General features: G+C 65.8%; 20 protein-coding genes. 14 read left to right on the top strand and 6 right to left on the bottom strand.

Going from position 1 to position 20,686, the window contains the following annotated elements:
• Nucleotides 1–75: 75 nt before the first annotated feature.
• Both LGQ10_RS06155 and LGQ10_RS06150 read right to left on the bottom strand, forming a co-directional pair.
• Entirely contained in the window at nt 76–1,509 is a 1,434-nt protein-coding gene (locus tag LGQ10_RS06155) for a PLP-dependent aminotransferase family protein (protein WP_226524970.1), read from the bottom strand.
• Between the two features lie 103 nt (nt 1,510–1,612).
• On the bottom strand, nt 1,613–2,977 hold the full coding sequence (locus LGQ10_RS06150; RefSeq protein WP_226524969.1) for an ArnT family glycosyltransferase: 1,365 nt from the start codon (nt 2,975–2,977) through the stop codon (nt 1,613–1,615).
• A gap of 331 nt (nt 2,978–3,308) precedes the next feature.
• Between LGQ10_RS06150 and LGQ10_RS06145 the strand changes: the two genes are divergently transcribed.
• Complete coding sequence (locus LGQ10_RS06145) at nt 3,309–3,935, top strand: FMN-dependent NADH-azoreductase (protein WP_226524968.1); 627 nt, start codon at nt 3,309–3,311, stop codon at nt 3,933–3,935.
• Between the two features lie 18 nt (nt 3,936–3,953).
• Here the strand turns inward: LGQ10_RS06145 and LGQ10_RS06140 are convergent, their stop codons facing one another.
• Nucleotides 3,954–4,268, bottom strand: a complete 315-nt coding sequence (locus LGQ10_RS06140) for a hypothetical protein (RefSeq protein WP_226524967.1) — start codon at nt 4,266–4,268, stop codon at nt 3,954–3,956.
• A gap of 241 nt (nt 4,269–4,509) precedes the next feature.
• Here LGQ10_RS06140 and LGQ10_RS06135 point away from each other — a divergent pair, with 241 nt between their 5' ends.
• From LGQ10_RS06135 to LGQ10_RS06125, 3 genes are read left to right on the top strand one after another with little or no spacing between them, the layout of a single operon-like run.
• Complete coding sequence (locus LGQ10_RS06135) at nt 4,510–5,169, top strand: STN domain-containing protein (protein WP_413247609.1); 660 nt, start codon at nt 4,510–4,512, stop codon at nt 5,167–5,169.
• Complete coding sequence (locus LGQ10_RS06130) at nt 5,166–5,711, top strand: sigma-70 family RNA polymerase sigma factor (RefSeq protein ID WP_058438665.1); 546 nt, start codon at nt 5,166–5,168, stop codon at nt 5,709–5,711. Before LGQ10_RS06135 ends, LGQ10_RS06130 begins: the two co-directional genes overlap by 4 nt.
• Nucleotides 5,712–5,749: 38 nt before the next feature.
• On the top strand, nt 5,750–6,700 hold the full coding sequence (locus tag LGQ10_RS06125) for a FecR family protein (RefSeq protein WP_058438663.1): 951 nt from the start codon (nt 5,750–5,752) through the stop codon (nt 6,698–6,700).
• Nucleotides 6,701–6,903: 203 nt separating this feature from the next.
• Here LGQ10_RS06125 and LGQ10_RS06120 read toward each other — a convergent pair whose 3' ends face one another.
• Nucleotides 6,904–7,515, bottom strand: a complete 612-nt coding sequence (locus tag LGQ10_RS06120; protein ID WP_226524966.1) for a type II secretion system protein GspJ — start codon at nt 7,513–7,515, stop codon at nt 6,904–6,906.
• Nucleotides 7,512–7,973, bottom strand: coding sequence for a type II secretion system minor pseudopilin GspH (gene gspH / locus LGQ10_RS06115; RefSeq protein WP_058437716.1), 462 nt, complete (start codon nt 7,971–7,973; stop codon nt 7,512–7,514). The genes LGQ10_RS06120 and gspH overlap by 4 nt, the downstream gene beginning before the upstream one ends.
• 130 nt (nt 7,974–8,103) lie before the next feature.
• Here gspH and LGQ10_RS06110 point away from each other — a divergent pair, with 130 nt between their 5' ends.
• The gene (locus tag LGQ10_RS06110) at nt 8,104–8,532 is read left to right on the top strand and encodes a type II secretion system protein N (protein WP_413247608.1); all 429 of its coding nucleotides are present in this window, start codon (nt 8,104–8,106) and stop codon (nt 8,530–8,532) included.
• A gap of 3 nt (nt 8,533–8,535) precedes the next feature.
• Here the strand turns inward: LGQ10_RS06110 and gspI are convergent, their stop codons facing one another.
• The gene (gene gspI, locus LGQ10_RS06105) at nt 8,536–8,922 is read right to left on the bottom strand and encodes a type II secretion system minor pseudopilin GspI (protein WP_058437714.1); all 387 of its coding nucleotides are present in this window, start codon (nt 8,920–8,922) and stop codon (nt 8,536–8,538) included.
• Between the two features lie 298 nt (nt 8,923–9,220).
• On the opposite strand from gspI, the gene gspG reads away from it, so the two are divergent.
• From gspG to LGQ10_RS06060, 9 genes are all read left to right on the top strand, one after another.
• A complete protein-coding gene (gspG, locus tag LGQ10_RS06100) occupies nt 9,221–9,661 on the top strand; it encodes a type II secretion system major pseudopilin GspG (RefSeq protein ID WP_058437721.1) in 441 nt (146 codons plus the stop codon).
• Nucleotides 9,662–9,669: 8 nt separating this feature from the next.
• On the top strand, nt 9,670–10,653 hold the full coding sequence (gspK, locus tag LGQ10_RS06095; RefSeq protein WP_226524964.1) for a type II secretion system minor pseudopilin GspK: 984 nt from the start codon (nt 9,670–9,672) through the stop codon (nt 10,651–10,653).
• Complete coding sequence (gene gspL, locus LGQ10_RS06090) at nt 10,650–11,873, top strand: type II secretion system protein GspL (RefSeq protein WP_226524963.1); 1,224 nt, start codon at nt 10,650–10,652, stop codon at nt 11,871–11,873. Before gspK ends, gspL begins: the two co-directional genes overlap by 4 nt.
• A complete protein-coding gene (gspM, locus tag LGQ10_RS06085; RefSeq protein ID WP_058434284.1) occupies nt 11,866–12,432 on the top strand; it encodes a type II secretion system protein GspM in 567 nt (188 codons plus the stop codon). The genes gspL and gspM overlap by 8 nt, the downstream gene beginning before the upstream one ends.
• Nucleotides 12,429–14,819, top strand: coding sequence for a type II secretion system secretin GspD (gspD, locus tag LGQ10_RS06080; protein ID WP_226524962.1), 2,391 nt, complete (start codon nt 12,429–12,431; stop codon nt 14,817–14,819). Before gspM ends, gspD begins: the two co-directional genes overlap by 4 nt.
• A 187-nt stretch (nt 14,820–15,006) precedes the next feature.
• On the top strand, nt 15,007–16,428 hold the full coding sequence (gene gspE / locus LGQ10_RS06075; RefSeq protein WP_058434283.1) for a type II secretion system ATPase GspE: 1,422 nt from the start codon (nt 15,007–15,009) through the stop codon (nt 16,426–16,428).
• A complete protein-coding gene (gene gspF / locus LGQ10_RS06070; RefSeq protein ID WP_226524961.1) occupies nt 16,428–17,639 on the top strand; it encodes a type II secretion system inner membrane protein GspF in 1,212 nt (403 codons plus the stop codon). The genes gspE and gspF overlap by 1 nt, the downstream gene beginning before the upstream one ends.
• A gap of 418 nt (nt 17,640–18,057) precedes the next feature.
• Nucleotides 18,058–19,236, top strand: a complete 1,179-nt coding sequence (locus LGQ10_RS06065) for a substrate-binding domain-containing protein (protein ID WP_226524960.1) — start codon at nt 18,058–18,060, stop codon at nt 19,234–19,236.
• Between the two features lie 161 nt (nt 19,237–19,397).
• Complete coding sequence (locus LGQ10_RS06060) at nt 19,398–20,576, top strand: substrate-binding domain-containing protein (protein WP_226524959.1); 1,179 nt, start codon at nt 19,398–19,400, stop codon at nt 20,574–20,576.
• The last annotated feature ends 110 nt before the right edge of the window (nt 20,577–20,686 follow it).

Genomic DNA, 20,686 nt, shown 5'->3' with positions numbered 1-20,686 from the left:
CAGGCTAAGCCCTGGGCGTTGGTCACCCTATAACCAATCCTGGCAAAGAACGGCAGACCAATGCCGGCCGCTTCTTCAGGTGATCTGCTGGAGGATGTCGCGGACCTTGTCCAGGGCCGGGTCGATGTCCAGGGTCTCGATAGCGCCGAAGCCGATGAACAGGCCCTCGCGTACCGGGCTGTCATGGAAGAACTCATGCAGTGAATAGAGTCCCACCTCGACCTTTTTTGCCAGCTCCAGCAGCAACGGGATGTCCACGGGCACCTTGCACAGCGCCGCCATATGGAACCCGGCCGTGCATGGCACCGCCTCCAGCCAGGGCGCCAGGTCGCCTTGCAGGCGCAGCAGGATACGTTCGCGGCGCCCGGCGTACACCGTGTGGCAGCGCCGGATATGCTTTTGCAGGTAGCCCTCGTTGATGAACTTGGCCAGCGCCCACTGGGGCAGGGTCGGGGTGTGGCAGTCGCACAACTGCTTGGCCTTGATCACCGCTGGCAGGATGGACGGTGGCAGCACGGCATAACCCAGGCGCAACTGCGGCAACATGCTCTTGGAAAAGGTCCCGACGTAGGCCACTACGCCGCGGCTGTCCAGGCTCTGCAAGGAGTCGGTGGGGCGGCCCTCATAACGAAACTCGCTGTCGTAGTCGTCCTCGATGACGATCGCCCCCAGCTCCCGTGCCCGCTCCAGCAGGGCCTCGCGCCGCGCCTGGCTCATGGGCATGCCCAGGGGGAACTGGTGCGAAGGGGTGACATAGATCAGCCGTACGCCGTCGGGAATCCGCGCCACTTCGATGCCTTCGGCATCCACCGGGATGCCCAGCACCTGCGCGCCCTGGGCCAGGAACAGCAGGCGCGCCGGGGTGTAGCCGGGATCTTCCATGGCCACCAGGCTGCCGGGCTCCAGAACCACCCGGGCAATCAGGTCCAGGGCCTGTTGCGCGCCGTTGCACACCACGACGTCCTGGTCCGTGCACACCACTCCCCGGGAAAACGCCGCATGCCCGGCAATGGCATGGCGCAGGACCGGCAGGCCTTCGGGCTGGCTGTAGAAGCCGCCGGCCTGGGCCATGCGCCGCAAGGCGTCCTGGGTGCAGCGCCGCCATTGTTCCTGGGGGAACTGCGCGCGGGTGGTAGCGCCACCGATGAACTCATAGCGCAGGGTGCCTTCCAGGGTCGGGTGGCGCAGGGGCGAGGGCACCGTCTGCCAGCGCGCCAGGCTTTGGGCGCAGGCCAGGTCCTGGGCACCCTGCTTGCGTTCGGCCCTGACCGGGCGCGGGCTGACGAACGTGCCGCGGCCGATCATGCCCACCAGGTAGTTTTCATAGGTCAGCAAGGCATAGGTGTCGGAGACCGTCTTGCGTGAAATGCCCAGTTGCGCGGCCAGCAGCCGGCTGGGAGGCAGTTGGGCGCCGCTGACCAGGCGCCCGGAATCGATGGCACTGCGCAGTTGCTGGTAGAGCTGCTCGGCCAGGTCCTTGCGGCCGTTGATCACTATATGAAGTTCCATTGCGCTGCCCGGATCTGATGGATGGGCGCAAGGTTACGCGTACCGCAGCCGTTCGTGTAGTTGCCCGGGCACGCGCAACGTCCTGATGCCGAGCAGGGCGGGATCACCAGAACCAGTAGGGCAGGAACTTGGGCGTGGGCTCGATGGCCAGTTCCAGGTGAAACGTAATGGGATTGAAGAAGAACGCATCCAGGGCAAGAAAGGCTGCGACACCAAACGCCAGGACAATCAGTTCACGGTGGGGATGAACATAGTAGTTGCGATCCATGAAGTAGCGAACCACGGTCAGTACGACAAAACTTGCGAACACGCCGAGGAAGTTCGGTTGCAGTGGCGTGGCGGCATAGAAGTTGTATACCCACACCGCCAGGGCCAGTCCTGCACCCACGGCTGGCAACTTCAGGCAGAGTCCCAGCAGCCAGTTCCTGGCAGTGGCGAACGGTGGGTTCTTGTCGACGAAGATGTACGCGGCCAACAACGCAATGGCCGGTGTGATCGAAACGATGTAACGAGCCTTTTTCGAGTTGGGAATGGTGAACAACAGGATCAATGCCAGGAACCATACAGTCAGATAGAGCAACAGGTCGCAATCGAGCGTGCGCTTGGTACTGCACAATGACCTGCACTTTCTGAAGATGACATTCAGTGCGAAGAACACCGTGATGCCATAGGTAATCAAACCACCGGTAAAGTAGAAGTAATAACGCGGCTTGTGATTGCTGGCGACCCGGTCCAGCCCCTGCATCATCAGCACCTCATGCATGAAGGCCGGACCAGCCTGTACATGGGCGGCCCAGGCCAGCAGCGCCACGCCGGCGATGAACAACAGGCCCGAGACCAGGGAAAACAGCACCAATGTGCGCCACTGCCGGCTCAGCAGGTAATAGCCGCCGACCACCACCGCCGGCCCGATCAAGCCGATGGGACCGCGGAACATGAAGCCCAGGGCCAGGCCGACGAACACCAGGACCAGGCGCCAGCGCTGTTGCTTCAGCGTGCCGGAATAGGCCAGGTAGAAACACATGACGCTGAACAATGCGGGATACACATCCAGTGCCAGCGAATTGACCGCATCCAGGAAACCCCAGGTGAGCAATGCAAGAAGTGCCGCATACAGGCCCCACTTCTTGTCATGCAGCGCCCCCAGTTTGTAGATGAACACCAGGATCAGCGCGGCGCTGATGCAATAAGGCAGGCCCATCGAAAGTATCGATACGCGGCCGAAGGGCAACGAGGCCAGGTAAACAAGGAAAGTATTGGCGATCGTATAGTCGGGATAGGGTTTCAAGTCATCGGCAATGGGGAACAGGGTCATGCCGTGATAAAGCATGTAGTTGGCAAAGTCGACGAAGCGCGTGGTGTAGTTGAGAATTGCCGGCTTGTATTGCAAGCCCATGAACAGCATCAGGGCAATAAGAAAGATACTCAGGCAGGGTCGTTGCACGACCTGTCTTGTCAGGGTGTTCATGTGCTCGTTATTTCCAGGAATATACGAATAGTCGGTGGCTGCTGGTCCGACACCTTAGAGCAGCATGACTGTCTGCTTGCTGAACTAGCGCGGTGTGCAAAGACGCCGCCAATCTAGTGGGCTGCAGGTGACAGGCGGGTATAGGCCGCTGGTTGCCCAGTGGTCTGCCGGGAATCTCGCGGATTGGCTATAGGGCAATGGTGGCTTGGGCTTTAGCCTGTGCAGCGCCGATACCGCACAAGGACTTGCCAGGATCGCCCGGCAGCGGGGTCGGCCAGTCATCCAGCGTTCGTGCGCTGGGCTTCTAGTTTCCCGCGATACAGGTACCCCCATGAAGTTGCTTCACGTCGACGCCAGCGCCAAGGGCGAACGTTCCAATTCCCGTGCCCTGGGCCGTTATTTCATCGAGCAGTTGCAGGCGCAGGGGCTGCCCCTGGAGATCGACTACCTGGACCTAGCCCGGGAGGCGCCGGCTCCGGTCACCGAGGCATTCGCCATCGCCACCTACACCGCGCCAGCGGCCCGCACGCCAGAGATGCGCGAGGTCCTGGCCGCTTCCGATGGTCTGTGCCAGCGCTTGATGCAGGCCGATGCTTGCCTGTTCGCCATGCCGATGTACAACTGGTCGATGCCTTCGACCTTCAAGGCCTTCATCGACAGCATCACCCGCACCGAGCTGACGTACCTGAACACCCCGGACGGCATCGTCGGCCAGTTGAGTCGGCAGAAAGTGCTGTTTCTCACCAGTCGGGGGGCCGACCTGCGCCCGGGCAACCCCATGGCCTGGATGGATGCGCTGACCCCGGCGCTGAGGGCGGCCTTTGCCTTTATCGGCGTGCAGCATCCACAGTTCGTCGATGCCCAGCCGCTGCAGTTCGCCAACCCCGAGGCGCGCACCGAGGCCCTGGAACGCGCTCGCCAGGAGCTGCAGCAGGTGGCCCGGCAGTGGGCCGCGTGACGCTTCGCGCCAGGGCGCTCAGGGACGCCGCTGTGGCGTGACCGAGTTACCGAAGGTGTTGCCCATGCGCACGCTGGTGGCGGCCGGGGTCGACAGGCCGATCTGATTTGGTGCCTGTTTTTCCACCGATTTGCGCATCGCTTGCGCATTGGCCTGGGCGGCCTTGGCTGCTTGCGGATTGTTGCCCATCTGCCGGCTCAGGCAGTGGTAGTCGGGCGCCTTGTAGCCACCGACACTGACCTCCACGCAGCCTTCACTGGCGTCTTCGGCCTGCACCGCCCAAGGCAGTGCAGCCAGTAGCAGGGCTGCGGTGTATTGGCTGAATCGTTTCATACCGGCCTCCTGGCGGGCCCGCAAAAGCGTGCCTCGATAGCGGCCGAGTGTAGTGCAAAGGGCAGGTCGAAAAAGTGATGGTTTTTTTGCCGTGGCCGTAACACCAGATTCATAAACTGGCCTCAGGATGACGCTTTTCAGGGATTGGGCCACCGTGCAGCGACGCAGAGCGCAGGTCGGGCGATGGACTGCATTGCACGGGGGCTTGGCGACCTGTGTGCTGGGGTTCGCGTTGTGGCTGGTGGCGCCCGAAGGCTGGGGGCAGAACGCTGCGCAGGGTCCGCCACGAGTCGATTCCCAGGCGTTGCTGGAGCTGGATATACCGGCCCAGGACCTGGCCCAGGCGCTGGAGTTGTTCAGTCGGGCGACGGGCATGGCGGTGCTGGTGGACCGGGAGCTGGCCCGGGGCCGGCGCTCGGTGGGGGTCAAGGGCCACTACAGCGCCCGCGAGGGGCTGGGGCGCTTGCTCGCCGGCAGTGGCCTGATGGCCCGATATGCCCGCAGCGACGCCTTTACCTTGCAAGTGCCGCCGGCCAGCCAGCCGGCGCCGGAGCAGGGGGCCGGCGGGCGGCGGGGCGCACGACTCAACAGCAGCTACGCCACGGCCTTGCAGCGGGCAGTGGAGCGCAGTTTGTGCGCCTCGCAGCTGACCCGGCCCGGAAGCTTCCGGGCCCTGTTGCAACTGTGGGTGGGGGCTGACGGCAGGGTACAGCACAGTCGCCTGGTGAGTTCCACCGGTGACTGGCAGCGTGACGAGGCGCTGGTGCAGCGCCTGGCAGACATTCGCGTCGAGCGTCAGGCGCCCAGCTCGCTGAGCCAGCCGCTGACCTTGCTCTTGATACCGGACACAACAGGGAAACGCATGGATTGCAAGGAATGGGAAGGAGTTTCCGGGGTATGAAAGACACCGGGCACAGTACGATGGTCAGGCTGTTCCTGACGTCCTACGAGGACTTCCGGGTGCGCTTGCGCAAGCGCCTGGGCTCGGAGGACCTGGCCAACGATGTCCTGCACGAAACCTACCTGCGGGTCGACCGCATGGAAGAGCCGCCCAACCTTGCCCAGCCCAATGCCTACCTGTATCGCATGGCATTGAACATCGCTGCCGACCGCCGCCAGTCCGACGCCCGCCTGCTCACCGGCGAGGAAGTCGAAGAGTTGCTGCAGGTCGCCGACGAGGCCCTGGACCCGTCCCGGGTGGTGGGCGGCCAGAAGGAAATCCAGACCCTGCTCAAGGCCCTCTATGAATTGCCGGCGCGCCGCCGGCGGATCTTCATTGCCGCGCGCCTGGAAGAGGCGCCGCACCTGGAAATTTCCCAGCGCTTCGGCATTTCCACACGGATGGTGGAGAAGGAAATCAAGGCTGCCCTGGGGCATTGCGCCCTGCGTCTTGAAAGAAAAGTCATTCAGCGGTTCGGTCCCGGGGCCGGAAAACCGTCCTAGACAAAGAGTCCCTGATCAATCCGTGAGTATCTGCGCGCTTGAACATTTTTAGCATTTCCACTCCCCGGGCCTCGGCGGACCAGCAGTTGCTGAGTGAAGCCCGGGACTGGCTGGTCCTCTTGACGTCGGGCCGGGCCACTGCGGCCGACGCCCGGGCGTTGCGCCAGTGGTGCGCGCAAAGCACGCGGCACGCGGCTGCCTTCGAGCAGACCAAGGCCCTGTGGCACTGCCTGCAACCGGCGGCCGAGCGCCTCGAGCAACAGGCACGGCCTCGGACCCTGGGGCGCCGGGCCTTTCTCGGCGGCGCGCTGGCGGCTTCGGCGGCGCTGTTCATGGTGCGGGTCACGGTGCCGGGTGGCTTTGCCGGGCTGACGGCCGATTTCGCCACGCAGGTCGGCGAGCAGCGGCGAGTGGACCTGGCCGATGGGGTGAGCCTGGAACTCAATACCCAGACCCGTATCAGCCGCCGGGACCTGGGAGCGGGGGAGCAGGGCATCGAATTGCTGGAGGGCGAGGTAGAGGTCTTCAGCCAGGGTGTGCTGCCGCTCAAGGTCCAGGCCGGCGAAGGCTGGCTGAGTGCGGGCCAGGCCCGCTTCAACCTGCGCAATACCGAACACCAGGTGTGCGTGACCTGCATCGAGGGCAGCCTGCAGGTGGCAGTGGCCGGGCGCAGCATCCGCCTGGACAGCGGCCGCCAGCTGACCTACGACGCAACCAGCGTGGGCCAGCCGGTGGCAGTGGACCCGCGTGGGGTGATTGCCTGGCGTGAGCAGATCCTGGTGTTCGACAACGCGACGCTCGATACCGTGATCAGCGAGATCAACCGCTACCGTCCCGGGATGCTGGTGCTGCTCAATACCGAGCTGGGCAAGCGCAAGGTCCAGGCGCGCTTCAGCCTCGACCAGCTGGCCGGCGTGGCCCTGCTGATCCGCGACGCCTACGGCGCCAAGTGCACCGAACTGCCCGGCGGGGTGGTGCTGCTCAGTTGATTGTGGCAGCGGCCCTGTGAACCGATCCGCCTGACCCACCATCGCTGCCCGCTGCCCGCTGCCCGCTGCGCGGTCATGCGCAGCCTGCGGCAGCGGCTACACGAAGCCTGCCGCTGCCGAGCGGGCGAGGCTGCGACCGGTTGCGCAGCAGCCGCAAATCCCGATCCGCCTGACCCACCGTCGGTGCCCGCTGCGCGACCGATTCATTCCAGCGGGCCCAGCACCTGGCGGTAGCGTTCTTCGCCCTGGGGCGTCTGGCGCACCAGGCGGATCTCCAGGCCGACGGGGTTGTCCTGGCGGTTGCCACTGAGCTGGCGCCAGCCCTTGTCCGGGTTCCAGACGCGCACTTGCAGGTCGCTGACCCGCTCCAGCACCGCCACGCCGTTGCGCGGCGCCGGCAGCGGATAGCGGTCGCGGGCGTCGGCCACCGCGCGATACAAGGTGTCGCCCTTGAGCCACCAGCGCACCCGTTGCAGGCCCTCGCCGGGAGCGGCGGCGCTGCGGATCACTTCCAGGCGAAAGCCCTTGCTGTCGGAGCTGCGCACGCTCACCGGAGGCGGGGTTTCGGGTTCGGCGGTGTCGCTGTCAGTGAAATTGGGTTCGCGTAACTCGATGACCGCTCGCAGGGCGACGTCGCGTTCCAGCTGGTTGAGGGTCCTGAGCAGTTCCTCGCTCTGCTCGGTGCCGGCCTTCAGATGGCCGTCGGCCCGGGTCACGCTGTCCAGGCCGCGCCAGGCGATCAGGCTGACCACGGCCATGAGCATGATCGCCACCATCACTTCGATCAGGGTGAAGCCTGCCTGGCGACTGTTCATGGTCGTTCCACCACCCGCAACTGGCCGGCCGCCGTGCGCTCCACCTGCAGGCTGTGCTGACCATCGGACAGCACGACGCGCATCGGTGGATTGATCCACTCGGCGTTGAGGACCAGGCGTTGCCTGGGTTCGATGCGCACGTCCATGTCAGGGGTGTCCCAGCGGCGCGGGCGCAGCTGGTTGTCCTGGCGAAAGTCGTCGACGCCCGTGCCAGCGTCGGCGGGGCGCTCGAAGACGAACCCCTTGGCATTGGTCCGCCAGGTGATGGAGCGACCATCGGCACGGGCCTCGGCCTGGGCCACTTGCAGCAGTTGCGCCAGGCGCTCGGCGTCCTTGCGCAGTTGCTGCAGTGGATCGGGCTTGATACTCAAGCCCACGGCTGCGCTGGCAATGCCGATGATCACCAGCACCACCATCAGTTCGATCAAGGTGAAGCCCTGTTGCTTGCCGCTCTGCATCACGTTGCACTCCTTGGCGAGGGTTCCAGACTGCCCGAAGCAGATGATGGTCCAGTGAAATAAAACCGTGAGAATTGACCTGTAGGCTGTGGCGATGGACAAACAGGAGGTCCTGCCCATGCTACGCGCGATGTTGCACGCTCCACGTTCTTCAGCTCCCCAACTGTTGCAGTTCGCGGCGCTGGCGGTGGCCCTGGCCGGTGTCGCCACCTGGTCGTCGCTGTTGCTGACCCCCGCCGAATCGCAGACCCCGACGGCCGCGCCCCAGATGCTCGCCGCGCGCTCCGACAGCCCGGCCTTGCAGTGGTTTGCCAACCAGCCGGCGCAGGTGGATATCAAGGTGTCCGGGGTCATGGCCGGTGCCCATGGCGCGGTGGCGATCCTCAGCCTGAACGACGGGCCGCCACGCAGCTTCCTGGCCGGCGAGCGCTTGACCCAGGGTGTGCACCTGGCTGCCATCGAGGCCGATGGCGTGCTCATCGAGCGCGCTGGCGAGCAGTCGCGGATCAAGGTCAGCAAGTTGCCGGACTCACCGGCCCTGCCACGGCTGACCCGCTGAAACTCACTGGCGCGGCACCTGTGGGCGGCCGACCAGGGTCTCCAGTCGCGCCAGGGGGGGCGCCTCGCGACTGCGGTCGCGCACTTGCACGCTGACCCGCAGCAGGCCGGGTGTCACGCCGGCCACGATCGCCTGCTCGCACCTGAGCTTGAGCCGGCCCTGATCGCACTCGAACTGCTTCACGCCCGGATTCCAGCGCCCTTCAAGACGCAACTCGGCCAGGCGGCTCTGGGCCGCCAGCATGGCCAGGGACTTGTCGCGCAACAGGCCGTTGCCCTGGGTCATCAGGCCGGCCACACGCACGGCCGCCGACATCGCCACGGCAATGATGGCCAACGCCACCAAGACTTCGATCAGGGTGAATCCAGCTTGCTTGGGCACCGCTTGCATGGGCTGCTCGACACCGGAAAACAGCCTCGCACACTAGCGTGCGGGCTTGACCGAATGGCGACCGAAACTCCCGAGGTTTTTCAATACCACTGACATATCTTCTTGCAACACTGCGCGACGAATCGAACTCAAGCCAAGGAATGTCGAGATGGATATCGCACATGTAACCTCCCCACCCGGAGCCTGCCGCCAGGTGCCGGCAGGCCACGATGCCCACTGGCGGTACCCGGAGCAGGAGGCTCCGGACGCGGTGTGCATGGCCGTGGGCCAGGCGTTTGGCAAGACCGGACCGGCGCAGATGGCTCGCTGCTGGCCAGTGATGGGCAAGCGTGCCCAGCGCGGCTTCACCCTGATCGAGATCATGGTGGTGGTGGTGATCCTCGGCGTGCTGGCCGTCATGGTGGTGCCCAAGGTCCTGGATCGTCCCGACCAGGCGCGAGCCACCGCCGCCAAGCAGGACATTGCCGGGCTGATGCAGGCACTCAAGCTGTATCGCCTCGACCATGGGTCCTATCCCAGCATGAACCAGGGCTTGAAGGTCCTGGTGGAACGCCCCGCCAATGCCAAGGACAGCAACTGGCGTTCCTACCTGGAACGCCTGCCCAACGATCCCTGGGGGCACCCTTATCACTACCTCAATCCGGGGGCCAACGGTGAGGTGGACGTATTCTCCCTCGGCGCCGATGGCCAGCCCGAAGGCGAAGGCGTGAATGCCGATATCGGCTCCTGGCAGTTGTAAGGCCGGTCATGAACAGCCGTTCGCCCAGTGTGGCGAAGCAGCATGGCATGGCCATCATCAGCGCCCTGTTGATCGCCGCGGTGGTGGCGGTGATCGCAGGTTCGATGCTCACTCGCCAGACCTCCTTCATGCGTGCGGTGGAAGCCGAGCAGGGTCGGGTCGTCGGTAGTGCAGTGTTGCAGGGCGGGCTGGAGTACAGCCGGCAACTGCTCTGGGATGCCCGCCAGCGCGATGTCCTGACCCGCCTCGACCAGCCCTGGGCGCGACCCATCGGCGACCAGGCCCTGGGCGGCTTTGGTGGCGCCTTCCTGGGGGGGCTGCAAGATCAGCAAGGCAAGTTCAACCTGCGCAACCTGGTGTTCGAGGGGCAGGTGGATACGGTGCAACTGCACAGCTTCGAGCAGCTGTGCCAGTCGCTCGGCATCGACCCGGCCCTGGGCCGGCGTATCAGCCAGCGGGTGATCGCCTCCTACCCGCAGCGCCTGGACACTCCGCAAACCGCCGCCAGTACCCGCGGCACCTTCAACAGCGGGCGTCTGACTTCACCCGACAGCGAAGCGCGGATCGTGCCTGCCCGCCAGCCGATGTTGCGCAGCGTGGAGCAACTGCGCGGCCTGCAGGGCATGAACGAGGCCCTGCTGGCACGCCTGGCGCAGCATGTCAGCATCCTGCCGGGCAACACCTGGGTCAACGGCAATACCGCCTCCGCCGAGGTACTGGCCGCGGTGGTGCCGGGGCTGGCGCTGTCGCGGGCCAAGGCACTGGTGGCCGAACGCGATGGCGGGCACTGGTTCATCAACCGGGGGGATTTCGTCAACCGCCTGCGCATGCCCGAAGTGGCGGTGGAGCAGGTGCGGGTCGGTATCACCAGCGAATGGTTCCTGCTCCAGGGCCAGGCTCGCCACGACCAGCGCCGGGTCAGCCTGCAAGCCTTGCTGCACCGTCCCGAGGATCGCATGCCCCAGGTGATCTGGTCGCGGGTGGGGGCATGAGCCGCTTGCGTATTGCCTTGCCACCCCTGGGCGAACTGTGCCGGGCCGATGTCCCTCGACAGTACCCGGTGGACTTTGCCCGCCTGGATCGCCAAGGCCGGGTCAGCGAACTCGGGCGCTGCCCCCTGAGCCAGCTGGGCGCTACCGGCAAGGGGGCCAAGCCGCTGCCGGTGGAGTGCTTCCTGCATCCCCAGGACAGCCTGTTGACCAGCATCGAGCTGCCGCAACTGGCGGCGGCACGAATCAAGGCCGCGGTGACGTGCGCCGCCCAGGCGCTGATTCTCGGACCCATCGAGCAGATGCACGTGGCCCATGGCCCCCGGGAGGCCGATGGCCAGGTCGTGCTGGGCTGGTTGCCGCTGGAGGATCTGCAGGTCCTGGGCCGCTGCCTGGACCAGGCCGGCCTGAAGCTCCTGGGCCTGTACCCAGCGCCCTACGCGCTGGCGGCGCCGGTGCCCGGGCAACTGAACCTTGCGCTCGTGGACGGTTTGCTGGTGCTGCGCCACAGCCCCGGGCTGGGCAGCGTGCAGCCGTTGTTGCCGGAGCTTGCGGGCAATCCCCTGCAGGACACCCTGGAGCCGTTGCGCGCCACGGGCGCCGAGCTGTGCTGGATCGGCGGCGAGGCGCCGGCGGACATTGCCCAGCAGTTGCCCGCCGAACAGCGCTGGAGCGGGGCGACCCCGGCCTGGAGCCTGCATGCCGGCGCCGGTGCTGGTCGGGTGGCGGCCAAGGGCTGGGGGCGGGCCCTGGGTTGTTGTGCCCTGGCGGTGGCCGTCTGGGTGCTGGGCCTGAACTTGTATGCGGCCCGCGAGGTGGACCAGGGCCAACGGCTCAAGGCTCAGCTGAGCCAACGGGTACGGCAGGCGTTTCCCGAACTGCCGGTGGTGCTCAACCCCTTGCAGCAGGCCCGCCAGCAACTGGCCGCACGCCAGAGCGGCGCGGCAGGCGACTCGCCCCCGGGGTTTGCCAGCCTGTTGCAGCAGGCCGCCAGCGCCATGCCGTTCATGGTGGGCAGCGTCCAGAGCCTGGTGTTCGCCCAGGAGCGCCTGCAGTTGGAACTGGTGCCCGATACGCCGAAGGTCGCCGACGACAGCTGGCAGGGGGCACTGACCCAGGCCGGCTACAGCGTCCAGCGCGAGGCCAATGGCTGGACCCTGGCACCGGGTGCCCAGCCGCCGGCCGCAGCGGTCGACACCCCGGGGGAAGACCAAGATGAATAAAACCCTGCTGACGCAGTACCAGGCTCGCTGGACGCGCCTGCGCACCCAGGCCCTGGCCCACTGGAATGGCCTGGCGCTGCGGGAGAAACGCTTGCTGGCCGGCACCGCAGCGGGCCTTGTGGCCTTGCTGCTGTGGTGGCTGCTGATCCAGCCGGCGCTGCACAAGATCGACTACTGGCAGGCCGAGACGCCCAAGCTGCGGTCCCAGGCCGAGGCCCTGGAAGTGCTGTTGCACGATGTGGCGGCCGGCCCCGGCAAGGTGACGGGGGCCGAGCTTGAACAGGCCCTGCGCCAGACCCTGGACGGGGCCGGGCTCAAGGACCGCTACCAGTTGCAGCAGCCTGATGCAGCCGGCCCCCAGGGCTGGCGATTGACCTTTGAGCAGGCTCCGGCGGATGCCGTGGTCGGCTGGCTGCTGGGGGCACCCGGGCAGCTTTCGCTACAGGTGGTGGAGGCTCGCCTGCAACGTGCAGGCGCGGCCGCCGCCGATGACTCGGCAGGCACACTGTCCGGGACCGTTCGCATGGATCAGGCGCAGGGCGCTAAGGAAGCTTCATGAAGTGGTCAGGTTCCAAATACGTGCGCCAATATCGCAAGGCCGCACCTTTCCTGCTGCTGGCGCTGGGGGCTTGCAGCAACACCCAATCCACCGTGCCGCCGCCGATGCTGGTGGACAGCGAGCTGGGCCAGCCCCTGGCCGATACCCGGCGCAGCGGCGATGCCCTGGCCGATCGCGAGCGTTTGCAAGCGCAGCAGGCCCCGCGGCCCAAGGTGCTGCACCCCGTGACCAGCAGTCGCGCCCAGGCTGCGCCGCGCAGTACCAGCGTGCCGCGCAATCCCCTGGGCGACCAGCCGGTGCAGCTGAACTTCGTCGAGGCCGATATCCAGGCGGTGGTGCGCGCCTTGTCCCGCTCCACTGGCCAGCAGTTTCTCGTCGATCCGCGGGTCAAGGGCAACCTGACCCTGGTCAGCGAAGGCCAGGTACCGGCGCACCAGGCCTATGACATGCTGCTGGCGGCGCTGCGCATGCAGGGCTTCAGCGTGGTCGACGTCGGCGGAGTGGCCCAGGTGGTGCCCGAGGCTGATGCCAAGCTGCTGGGCGGGCCGATCTACAGCGCCGACAAGCCGGCGGGCAACGGCATGCTGACCCGGACTTTTCGCTTGCAGTACGAAAACGCGGTGAACCTGATTCCGGTACTGCGACCGATCGTTTCACCCAACAACCCGATCAACGCCTACCCGGGCAACAACACCATCGTGGTCACCGACTACGCCGAGAACCTGCAGCGGGTGGCGCAGATCATCAATGGCATCGACACCCCCAGCGCCATCGATACCGACGTGGTGGCGGTGCAGAACGGCATTGCCGTGGACATCGCCACCATGGTCGCCGAGCTCCTGGAAACCCAGGGCAGCGACCAGACCCAGAAGATCAGCGTGATCGGCGATCCGCGTTCCAACTCCATCATCATCCGTGCCGGCAGCCCCGAGCGTACCGAGCTGGCGCGCAACCTGATCTACAAGCTGGACAACGCCCAGAGCAACCCGAGCAACCTGCATGTGGTCTACCTGCGCAACGCCCAGGCCGGCAAGCTGGCCCAGGCCCTGCGGGGCTTGCTCACCGGGGAGAGCGACAGCGGCAGCAGCGATGGTGCACGGGCCATGCTCAGCAGCATGGGCGGCGGTAGCGGCAGTGGCCAGGGCGCCAGCCAGGCCGGCAGCAGTACCAGTACCTCCGGCAGCACCGGCCAGGGCACCGGCAGCAGTGGCACCGCCAAGGGCTACGGCCAGGGTGGCAGCACCAGCGGCCTGGGCAGCAATGGCCAGCAGAGCGACCAGAACACGGCCTTCAGCGCCGGTGGCGTGACCATCCAGGCCGATGCCACCACCAACACCCTGCTGATCTCCGCGCCGGACCCCTTGTACCGCAACCTGCGGGAGGTCATCGACCAGCTGGACCAGCGTCGGGCCCAGGTGGTGATCGAAAGCCTGATCGTCGAAGTCAACGAGGATGATGCCAACGAATTCGGTGTGCAGTGGCAGGCCGGCAACCTGGGTGGCAAGGGCGGTTTTGGCGGGGTCAACCTGGGCGGCAGTGGCGTGGGCGGCACCCCTGGCAGCAAGACCAGCATCGACGTATTGCCCAAGGGCCTGAACATCGGCCTGGTCAACGGCACCGTGGACATCCCGGGAGTGGGCAAGGTGCTGGACCTCAAGGTCCTGGCTCGGGCGCTCAAGAGCAAGGGCGGCTCCAACGTGCTGTCCACGCCCAACCTGCTGACCCTGGACAACGAGGCGGCGAGCATTTTCGTCGGCCAGACCATTCCCTTCGTCACCGGCAGCTATGTCACCGGTGGCGGCGGCACCAGCAACAACCCGTTCCAGACGGTGCAGCGCGAGGAAGTGGGGCTCAAGCTCAACGTGCGGCCGCAGATTTCCGAAGGCGGCACGGTCAAGCTGGATATCTACCAGGAGGTCAGCAGCATCGATGCCCGGGCTTCGGTGGACGCGGGCACTGTCACCCAGAAGCGGGCGATCGACACCAGTATCTTGCTCGACGACGGGCAGATCATGGTGCTCGGTGGCCTGTTGCAGGATGGCTACAGCCAGAGCAACGACGCCGTGCCATGGCTGTCGAGCATTCCCGGGCTGGGCGCGCTGTTTCGCAACGAAAAGCGCAGCGTCAACAAGACCAACCTGATGGTGTTCCTACGGCCCTACATCATTCGTGACAGCGGGGCAGGGCGCAGCATCACCCTCAACCGCTATGACTTCATGCGTCGGGCCCAGGGGCAGTTGCAGCCCGAGCACAGCTGGGCGATGCCGGACATGCAAGTACCGCAGCTGCCGCCTGCTGCCAAGGCCATTCCCGGGGCGCAGCCGGTGTCGTTGCAGGATGCGCCGCAAGGCATTCGCGCGACCATCCGCGCGGTGCCGGTGCAATGAACCAGACGACAGGCGCATGCCACCGCTTGCTTCATGTAGCCGCTGCCGCAGGCTGCGCACGGCTGCGCAGCAGTCGCCATCGCGGTGTATCTGACGCCCCGCGGCGCCAGGCGTTGCGGGCGCGGGGCGCCCGGTCGCAGCCTGCGGCAGCGGCTACAGGGATTCTTGGACGGATGGAGGTTTCGCGATGACATCCCAGCTCCCCTATGCCTGGGCCAAATCCAACCGCATCCTGCTGCGCCATGGCGAGGAGGGCGCGGTCCTGCTGGTCTGCCCCTCGACTCCTGGCTGGTCCATCAGCGAGGCCCGTCGCCAGTTCGGCCCGGCGCGCCTGGAACGAATCCGCGATGACGAACTCGACGGTCTTCTGGCCACCGCCTATGCCGACACCGGCAGCGCGGCGGCAGTGGTCGGCGCGGCGGAGAACGAGGTGGACCTGGACCGGCTGATGCAGGACATGCCGGAGGTCACCGACCTGCTGGACACCCAGGACGGCGCCCCGGTGATCCGCATGATCAACGCCTTGCTCACCCAGGCGGCACGGGACGAGGCCAGCGATATCCATATCGAGCCCTATGAAACCCATTCCGTGGTGCGCTACCGGGTCGACGGCACGCTGCGCGACGTGGTGTCGCCGCGCAAGGCGTTGCACGGAGCCCTGGTGTCGCGGATCAAGATCATGGCCCAGCTGGACATCGCCGAGAAACGCCTGCCCCAGGACGGTCGGATTGCCTTGCGAGTCGCCGGGCGACCCATCGATATCCGCGTGTCCACGGTGCCCACCGGCCATGGCGAGCGGGTGGTGATGCGCCTTCTGGACAAGCAGGCCGGGCGCCTGCAGCTGGAGACCCTGGGCATGGACGCGGCGCTGCTGGCCCGGCTCGACGGCCTGATCCGCCAGCCCCACGGCATCGTCCTGGTTACCGGCCCCACCGGCAGCGGCAAGACCACCAGCCTCTATGCGGCCCTGGCCCGGCTGGATGCCAGCACCAGCAATATCCTCACCGTGGAGGACCCGGTGGAGTACGACCTGCCGGGCATCAGCCAGATCCAGGTCAACGCCAAGATCGACATGACCTTCGCCCTGGCCCTGCGGGCGATCCTGCGCCAGGACCCGGACATCATCATGATTGGCGAGATCCGCGACCTGGAGACCGCGCAGATCGCGGTCCAGGCTTCGCTCACCGGGCACCTGGTGCTGGCCACCCTGCATACCAACGATGCGGTGTCGGCGGTCAACCGGCTGATCGACATGGGGGTCGAGCCGTTCCTCCTGGCCTCGTCGATGCTCGGGGTCCTGGCCCAGCGCCTGGTGCGACGCCTGTGCAACCAGTGCAAGGAGCCTGATCCGGCCAACCCCGGCACCTGGCGCCCGGTCGGTTGCCCGGCCTGCAACCAGATCGGCTACAGCGGTCGGACCGGAATTCACGAGCTGTTCTGCATCGACGACGATATCCGCAGCCTGATCCACCAGGGCGCCGATGAGCAGGCCCTGCGTGCCTCGGCGCGACGGGCCGGGATGTTCAGCATGCGCGAGGATGGCGAACGCTGGGTGCGCAGTGGCGCCACCGCACCGGAAGAAATCCTTCGCGTGACACGGGACGCCTGATGAATCGCTATCGCTACGAAGCCGCCGACAGCCTCGGCAAGATCGAGTCCGGGTATCTGGAGGCCGACAGCCAGAGCGCGGCCTTCGCCAGCTTGCGCAGCCGGGGCCTGACCGCCCTGGATGTGCGATTGGACGGCAGCCAGGCTGCGGCCGGGGCAGGGGGGCTGTTCAGTCCCCGGCTCTCGGACAACGACCTGGCCTGGGCCACTCGCCAACTGGCCAGCCTGCTGGGCGCCAGCCTGCCCCTGGAAGCCGCGCTCAGCGCCACGGTGGAGCAGGCCGAGCGCAAGCACATTGCCCAGACCCTGAGCGCGGTGCGTGCCGATGTACGCAGCGGCATGCGCCTGGCCGAGGCCCTGGCGGCCAGGCCCCGGGACTTTCCGGAAATCTACCGGGCGCTGATCGCCGCAGGCGAGGAGTCCGGCGACCTGGCCCAGGTCATGGAGCGGCTGGCGGACTACATCGAGGAACGCAACGGCCTGCGGGGCAAGATCCTCACGGCCTTCATCTACCCCGGGGTGGTGGGCCTGGTGTCCATTGGCATCGTGATCTTTCTCTTGAGCTACGTCGTGCCGCAGGTGGTCAGCGCCTTTTCCCAGGCACGCCAGGATTTGCCGGGGCTGACCCTGGCGATGCTCAACGCCAGCGACTTCATCCGCGCCTGGGGCGGGCTGTGCCTGGCGGCGCTGGTGGCGGGGTTCTGGGGTTGGCGGGTCTACCTGCGCAACCCCCAGGCGCGCTTGAGCTGGCACAGCCGGATCCTGCGCCTGCCCCTGGTCGGCCGTTTTGTGCTGGGCCTGAACACGGCGCGGTTCGCTTCTACCCTGGCGATCCTCGGCGGTGCCGGCGTGCCGCTGCTGCGGGCCCTGGAGGCGGCGCGCCAGACCCTGTCCAATGACCGGCTGAGCCAGAGCGTCAGCGACGCCACCGCCAAGGTTCGCGAAGGCGTCAACCTGGCGGCGGCGCTGCGGGTGGAGAAGGTCTTCCCGCCACTACTGATCCACCTGATCGCCAGCGGCGAGAAAACCGGTGCCTTGCCACCGATGCTCGAGCGGGCGGCGCAGAGTCTGTCCAGTGACCTGGAGCGCCGGGCCATGGGCATGACCGCACTGCTGGAGCCCTTGATGATCGTGCTCATGGGCGGGGTGGTGCTGGTGATCGTCATGGCAATACTGCTGCCGATCATCGAGATCAACCAGTTGGTGACCTGAGGCGTGGCAGGCGGGCTGGCTCGCTCGCAGCTGGGCAAGCCAGGGATTTTTTTCCAGCCGCCACGCGCGCTCCCGACCCTGCTGGCAAGCATCCTCGGGTTCCTCGTTCTGTCATGTTCCTGCCTGGCCTCCAGGGCCCACGGTGCCTGCAGGGCGGTGCCGGCCCCGACCCCGGAAACCTTGCTGTCACCTGGTGTGCAAAACCCCGGGAAACCTGGCCGAACACCCGAGAATCCTTGAACGAAAACAGCCGGCTTCTCCCGAGGTTTTTTCCTTTTACTGTCACCGGAAGCTGCGAACTTCTCCTCCCATGGCCTCACCCAACAAGCCCTCTGGATCAAGGCTTCTGGCCGGAGCGCCATGGCGTCATGCAAGAGCTATTCACCCAACGTACGAACACGACGAAAGGAGATTCTTCATGTTTAAGCGCAATGTTCTCGCGGCATCCCTGACCCTGGCTGCCCTGTGCTCGGCACAGGCTGCAATGGCTGACATCAACGGCGGTGGCGCTACCCTGCCACAACCGCTGTACCAGACCGCTGGCGTACTGACCGCCGGTTTCGCTCCCTACATCGGCGTGGGCAGCGGCAACGGCAAGGCTGCCTTCCTGAACAACGACTACACCAAGTTCGTGGCTGGCACCACCGGCAAGAACGTGCACTGGGCTGGTAGCGACTCCAAACTCAGCACCACCGAGCTGGGCAACTATGTCACCGCCCACCAGGCTGCCTGGGGCAAGCTGATCCAGGTTCCTTCGGTCGCCACTTCGGTTGCCGTTCCGTTCAACAAGGCCGGCACCGCTGCCGTTGACCTGAGCGTCAACGACCTGTGCGGCGTGTTCTCGGGTCGTGTCAACAACTGGAGCCAGATCGCTGGCGCCGGTCGTACGGGTCCGATCACCGTGGTCTACCGCAACGAAAGCAGCGGCACCTCCGAGCTGTTCACCCGCTTCCTGAACGCCAAGTGCGCTGAAACCGGCACCTTCGCCGTGACCACCAACTTCGCTTCCAGCTACTCGGGCGGCCTGCCTGCCGGTGCTGTAGCCGCTGTAACCAGCCAAGGCGTGATGGATGCGCTGAACGCTGCCGATGGTCGCATCACCTACATGAGCCCTGACTACGCCGCGCCAACCCTGGCTGGCCTGGATGACGCCACCAAGGTGGCCAAGGTTGCCGGCGTTTCGCCTGCTCCGGCCAACGTATCGGCGGCCATCGGCGCCGTCCCAGTGCCTGCAGTGGCTGACCGTGGCGATCAGAACCTGTGGGTTCCGGTCTTCACTTCCCAGGCCAACATCGATAACAACCCCACCGATAAGAGCCTGCGCCTGTACCCAACCAGCGGTTACCCAATCCTGGGCTTCACCAACCTGATCTTCAGCCAGTGCTACGCCGATGCCAACCAGACTTCGCAAGTACGGACGTTCTTCAGCCGTCACTACGGTGCTCTGGCGAACAACGACACCGCTATCAACAACAACCGCTTCGTACCACTGCCAGCTGCCTGGAAAACCGCCGTGCGTGACTCGTTCGTCACGGCTTCCAGCGGTCTGAGCATCGGTAACGCCAGCGTTTGCAACACCATCGGCCGTCCGCTGTAACTGACGCCTGCGATACCCGCAACACCCGGATCAGCAACGGTTTCGACCGTTGCTGATTTTTTTCATGCTCGGCCCAACGGTTCAGTCCGAGCGCTCTCTGGTCCTGGTGCACAGTTCGCCGGGTCGATTTGAGCAGAGCCTGAGACGACAGGAGTCATGTCATGTTCAAAACGCATTGGTTAGTCACGTCACTGGTCGGCAGCGCCTTATGTGCCCCGTTGGCCCTGGCGGATATCAACGGTGGCGGGTCGACGCTGCCGCAGCCGTACTACCTGACGCCCGGGGTACTGGCGGCGGGGTTCGCGCCCTATATCGGTTCGGATCTGGGGGACAAGGAAGCCTTTCTGCACAACGACTACAACCGGCTGGTTCCGGGCGCCCCGACCAGGAACGTGCACTGGGTGGCCACTGAATCGAAGTTGAGAGCCAACGAACTCAGCGAGTACTCCTTGGCCCATGGGGCGAGCTGGGGGCCGTTGATCCAGGTACCTGTTGCCGCGACTACGGTGGCGATCCGCTTCAACAAACCGGGTGCAGGCAACGTGAGCCTGAGCGTCAATGAGGTATGCGGGATCTTCTCGGGCCGGCTGGACCGATGGGAGTACCTGTCGAGCAGCGGAGGTCGTTCCGGCCCCCTGACGGTGGTCTACCCGCAAGCACCCAGCGGTATCACCGAGCTGTTCACCCGCTTTCTCAACGTCAAGTGCGCTGAACCCGCCGGGCCTTTTTCGGTCACCCGGTTCTTCCCCTTCGCCTATCCAAATTCGGTACCGAGCACTGCCAAGAGTGCCCAGGGCAGCGCACAGATCATGGAACTGCTGAACGCGACCCCGGGAAGCGTGACTTTCATCGGTCCGAGTCATGCGTCCAGCACCCTTGCCGGGCTGGAAGATGGCAGCAAGGTAGCGCGGGTAGAGGGGGTGGCCCCGACACCGGCGAACATCGCCAACGCCATCAACACGATCAACCCGCCGACGGGGAACCCATCGACCAGTCCGTTCGGCGACCCCATGAGGTGGGTGCCTGTGTTCGCCGCTTCGTTCGATGCCAATGACCCCTCGGTGGTGCCATTTCCCAGCGTCGGTTATCCGATCCTGGGCTTTACCACCGCGATTGTCAGCCAGTGCTACGCCGATGCGGCGCAAACCGCCCAGGTGCGGGCGTTCTTTATCCGCCAGTACGGTGCGCTGGTCACTAACGATGCGGCAATCATCAACAACAACCTGCAACCCTTGCCGGCGATCTGGAAGGCGGCGGTACGCAACGCCTTCGTGACACCAGCCAGCCCGCGCAGCATCGGCAACCCCAATGTCTGCAACGCTATTGGTCGACCGTTCTAGCTGGCCAGCGCCGCTTGCCCCTGTCTGCCGCCGTGGCGCGCAGGGGCAGGGGGCAACACCCTGCACCCCAAAGATGAATTTTCCGTGACATCCGTTCGGTCGCGCCTCGC

It is taken from the genome of Pseudomonas sp. L5B5 (assembly GCF_020520285.1).
Taxonomy (GTDB): Bacteria; Pseudomonadota; Gammaproteobacteria; order Pseudomonadales; family Pseudomonadaceae; genus Aquipseudomonas.
Note: the sequence above shows the minus strand (reverse complement) of the source record. Positions and strands in the feature narration are given on the sequence as shown.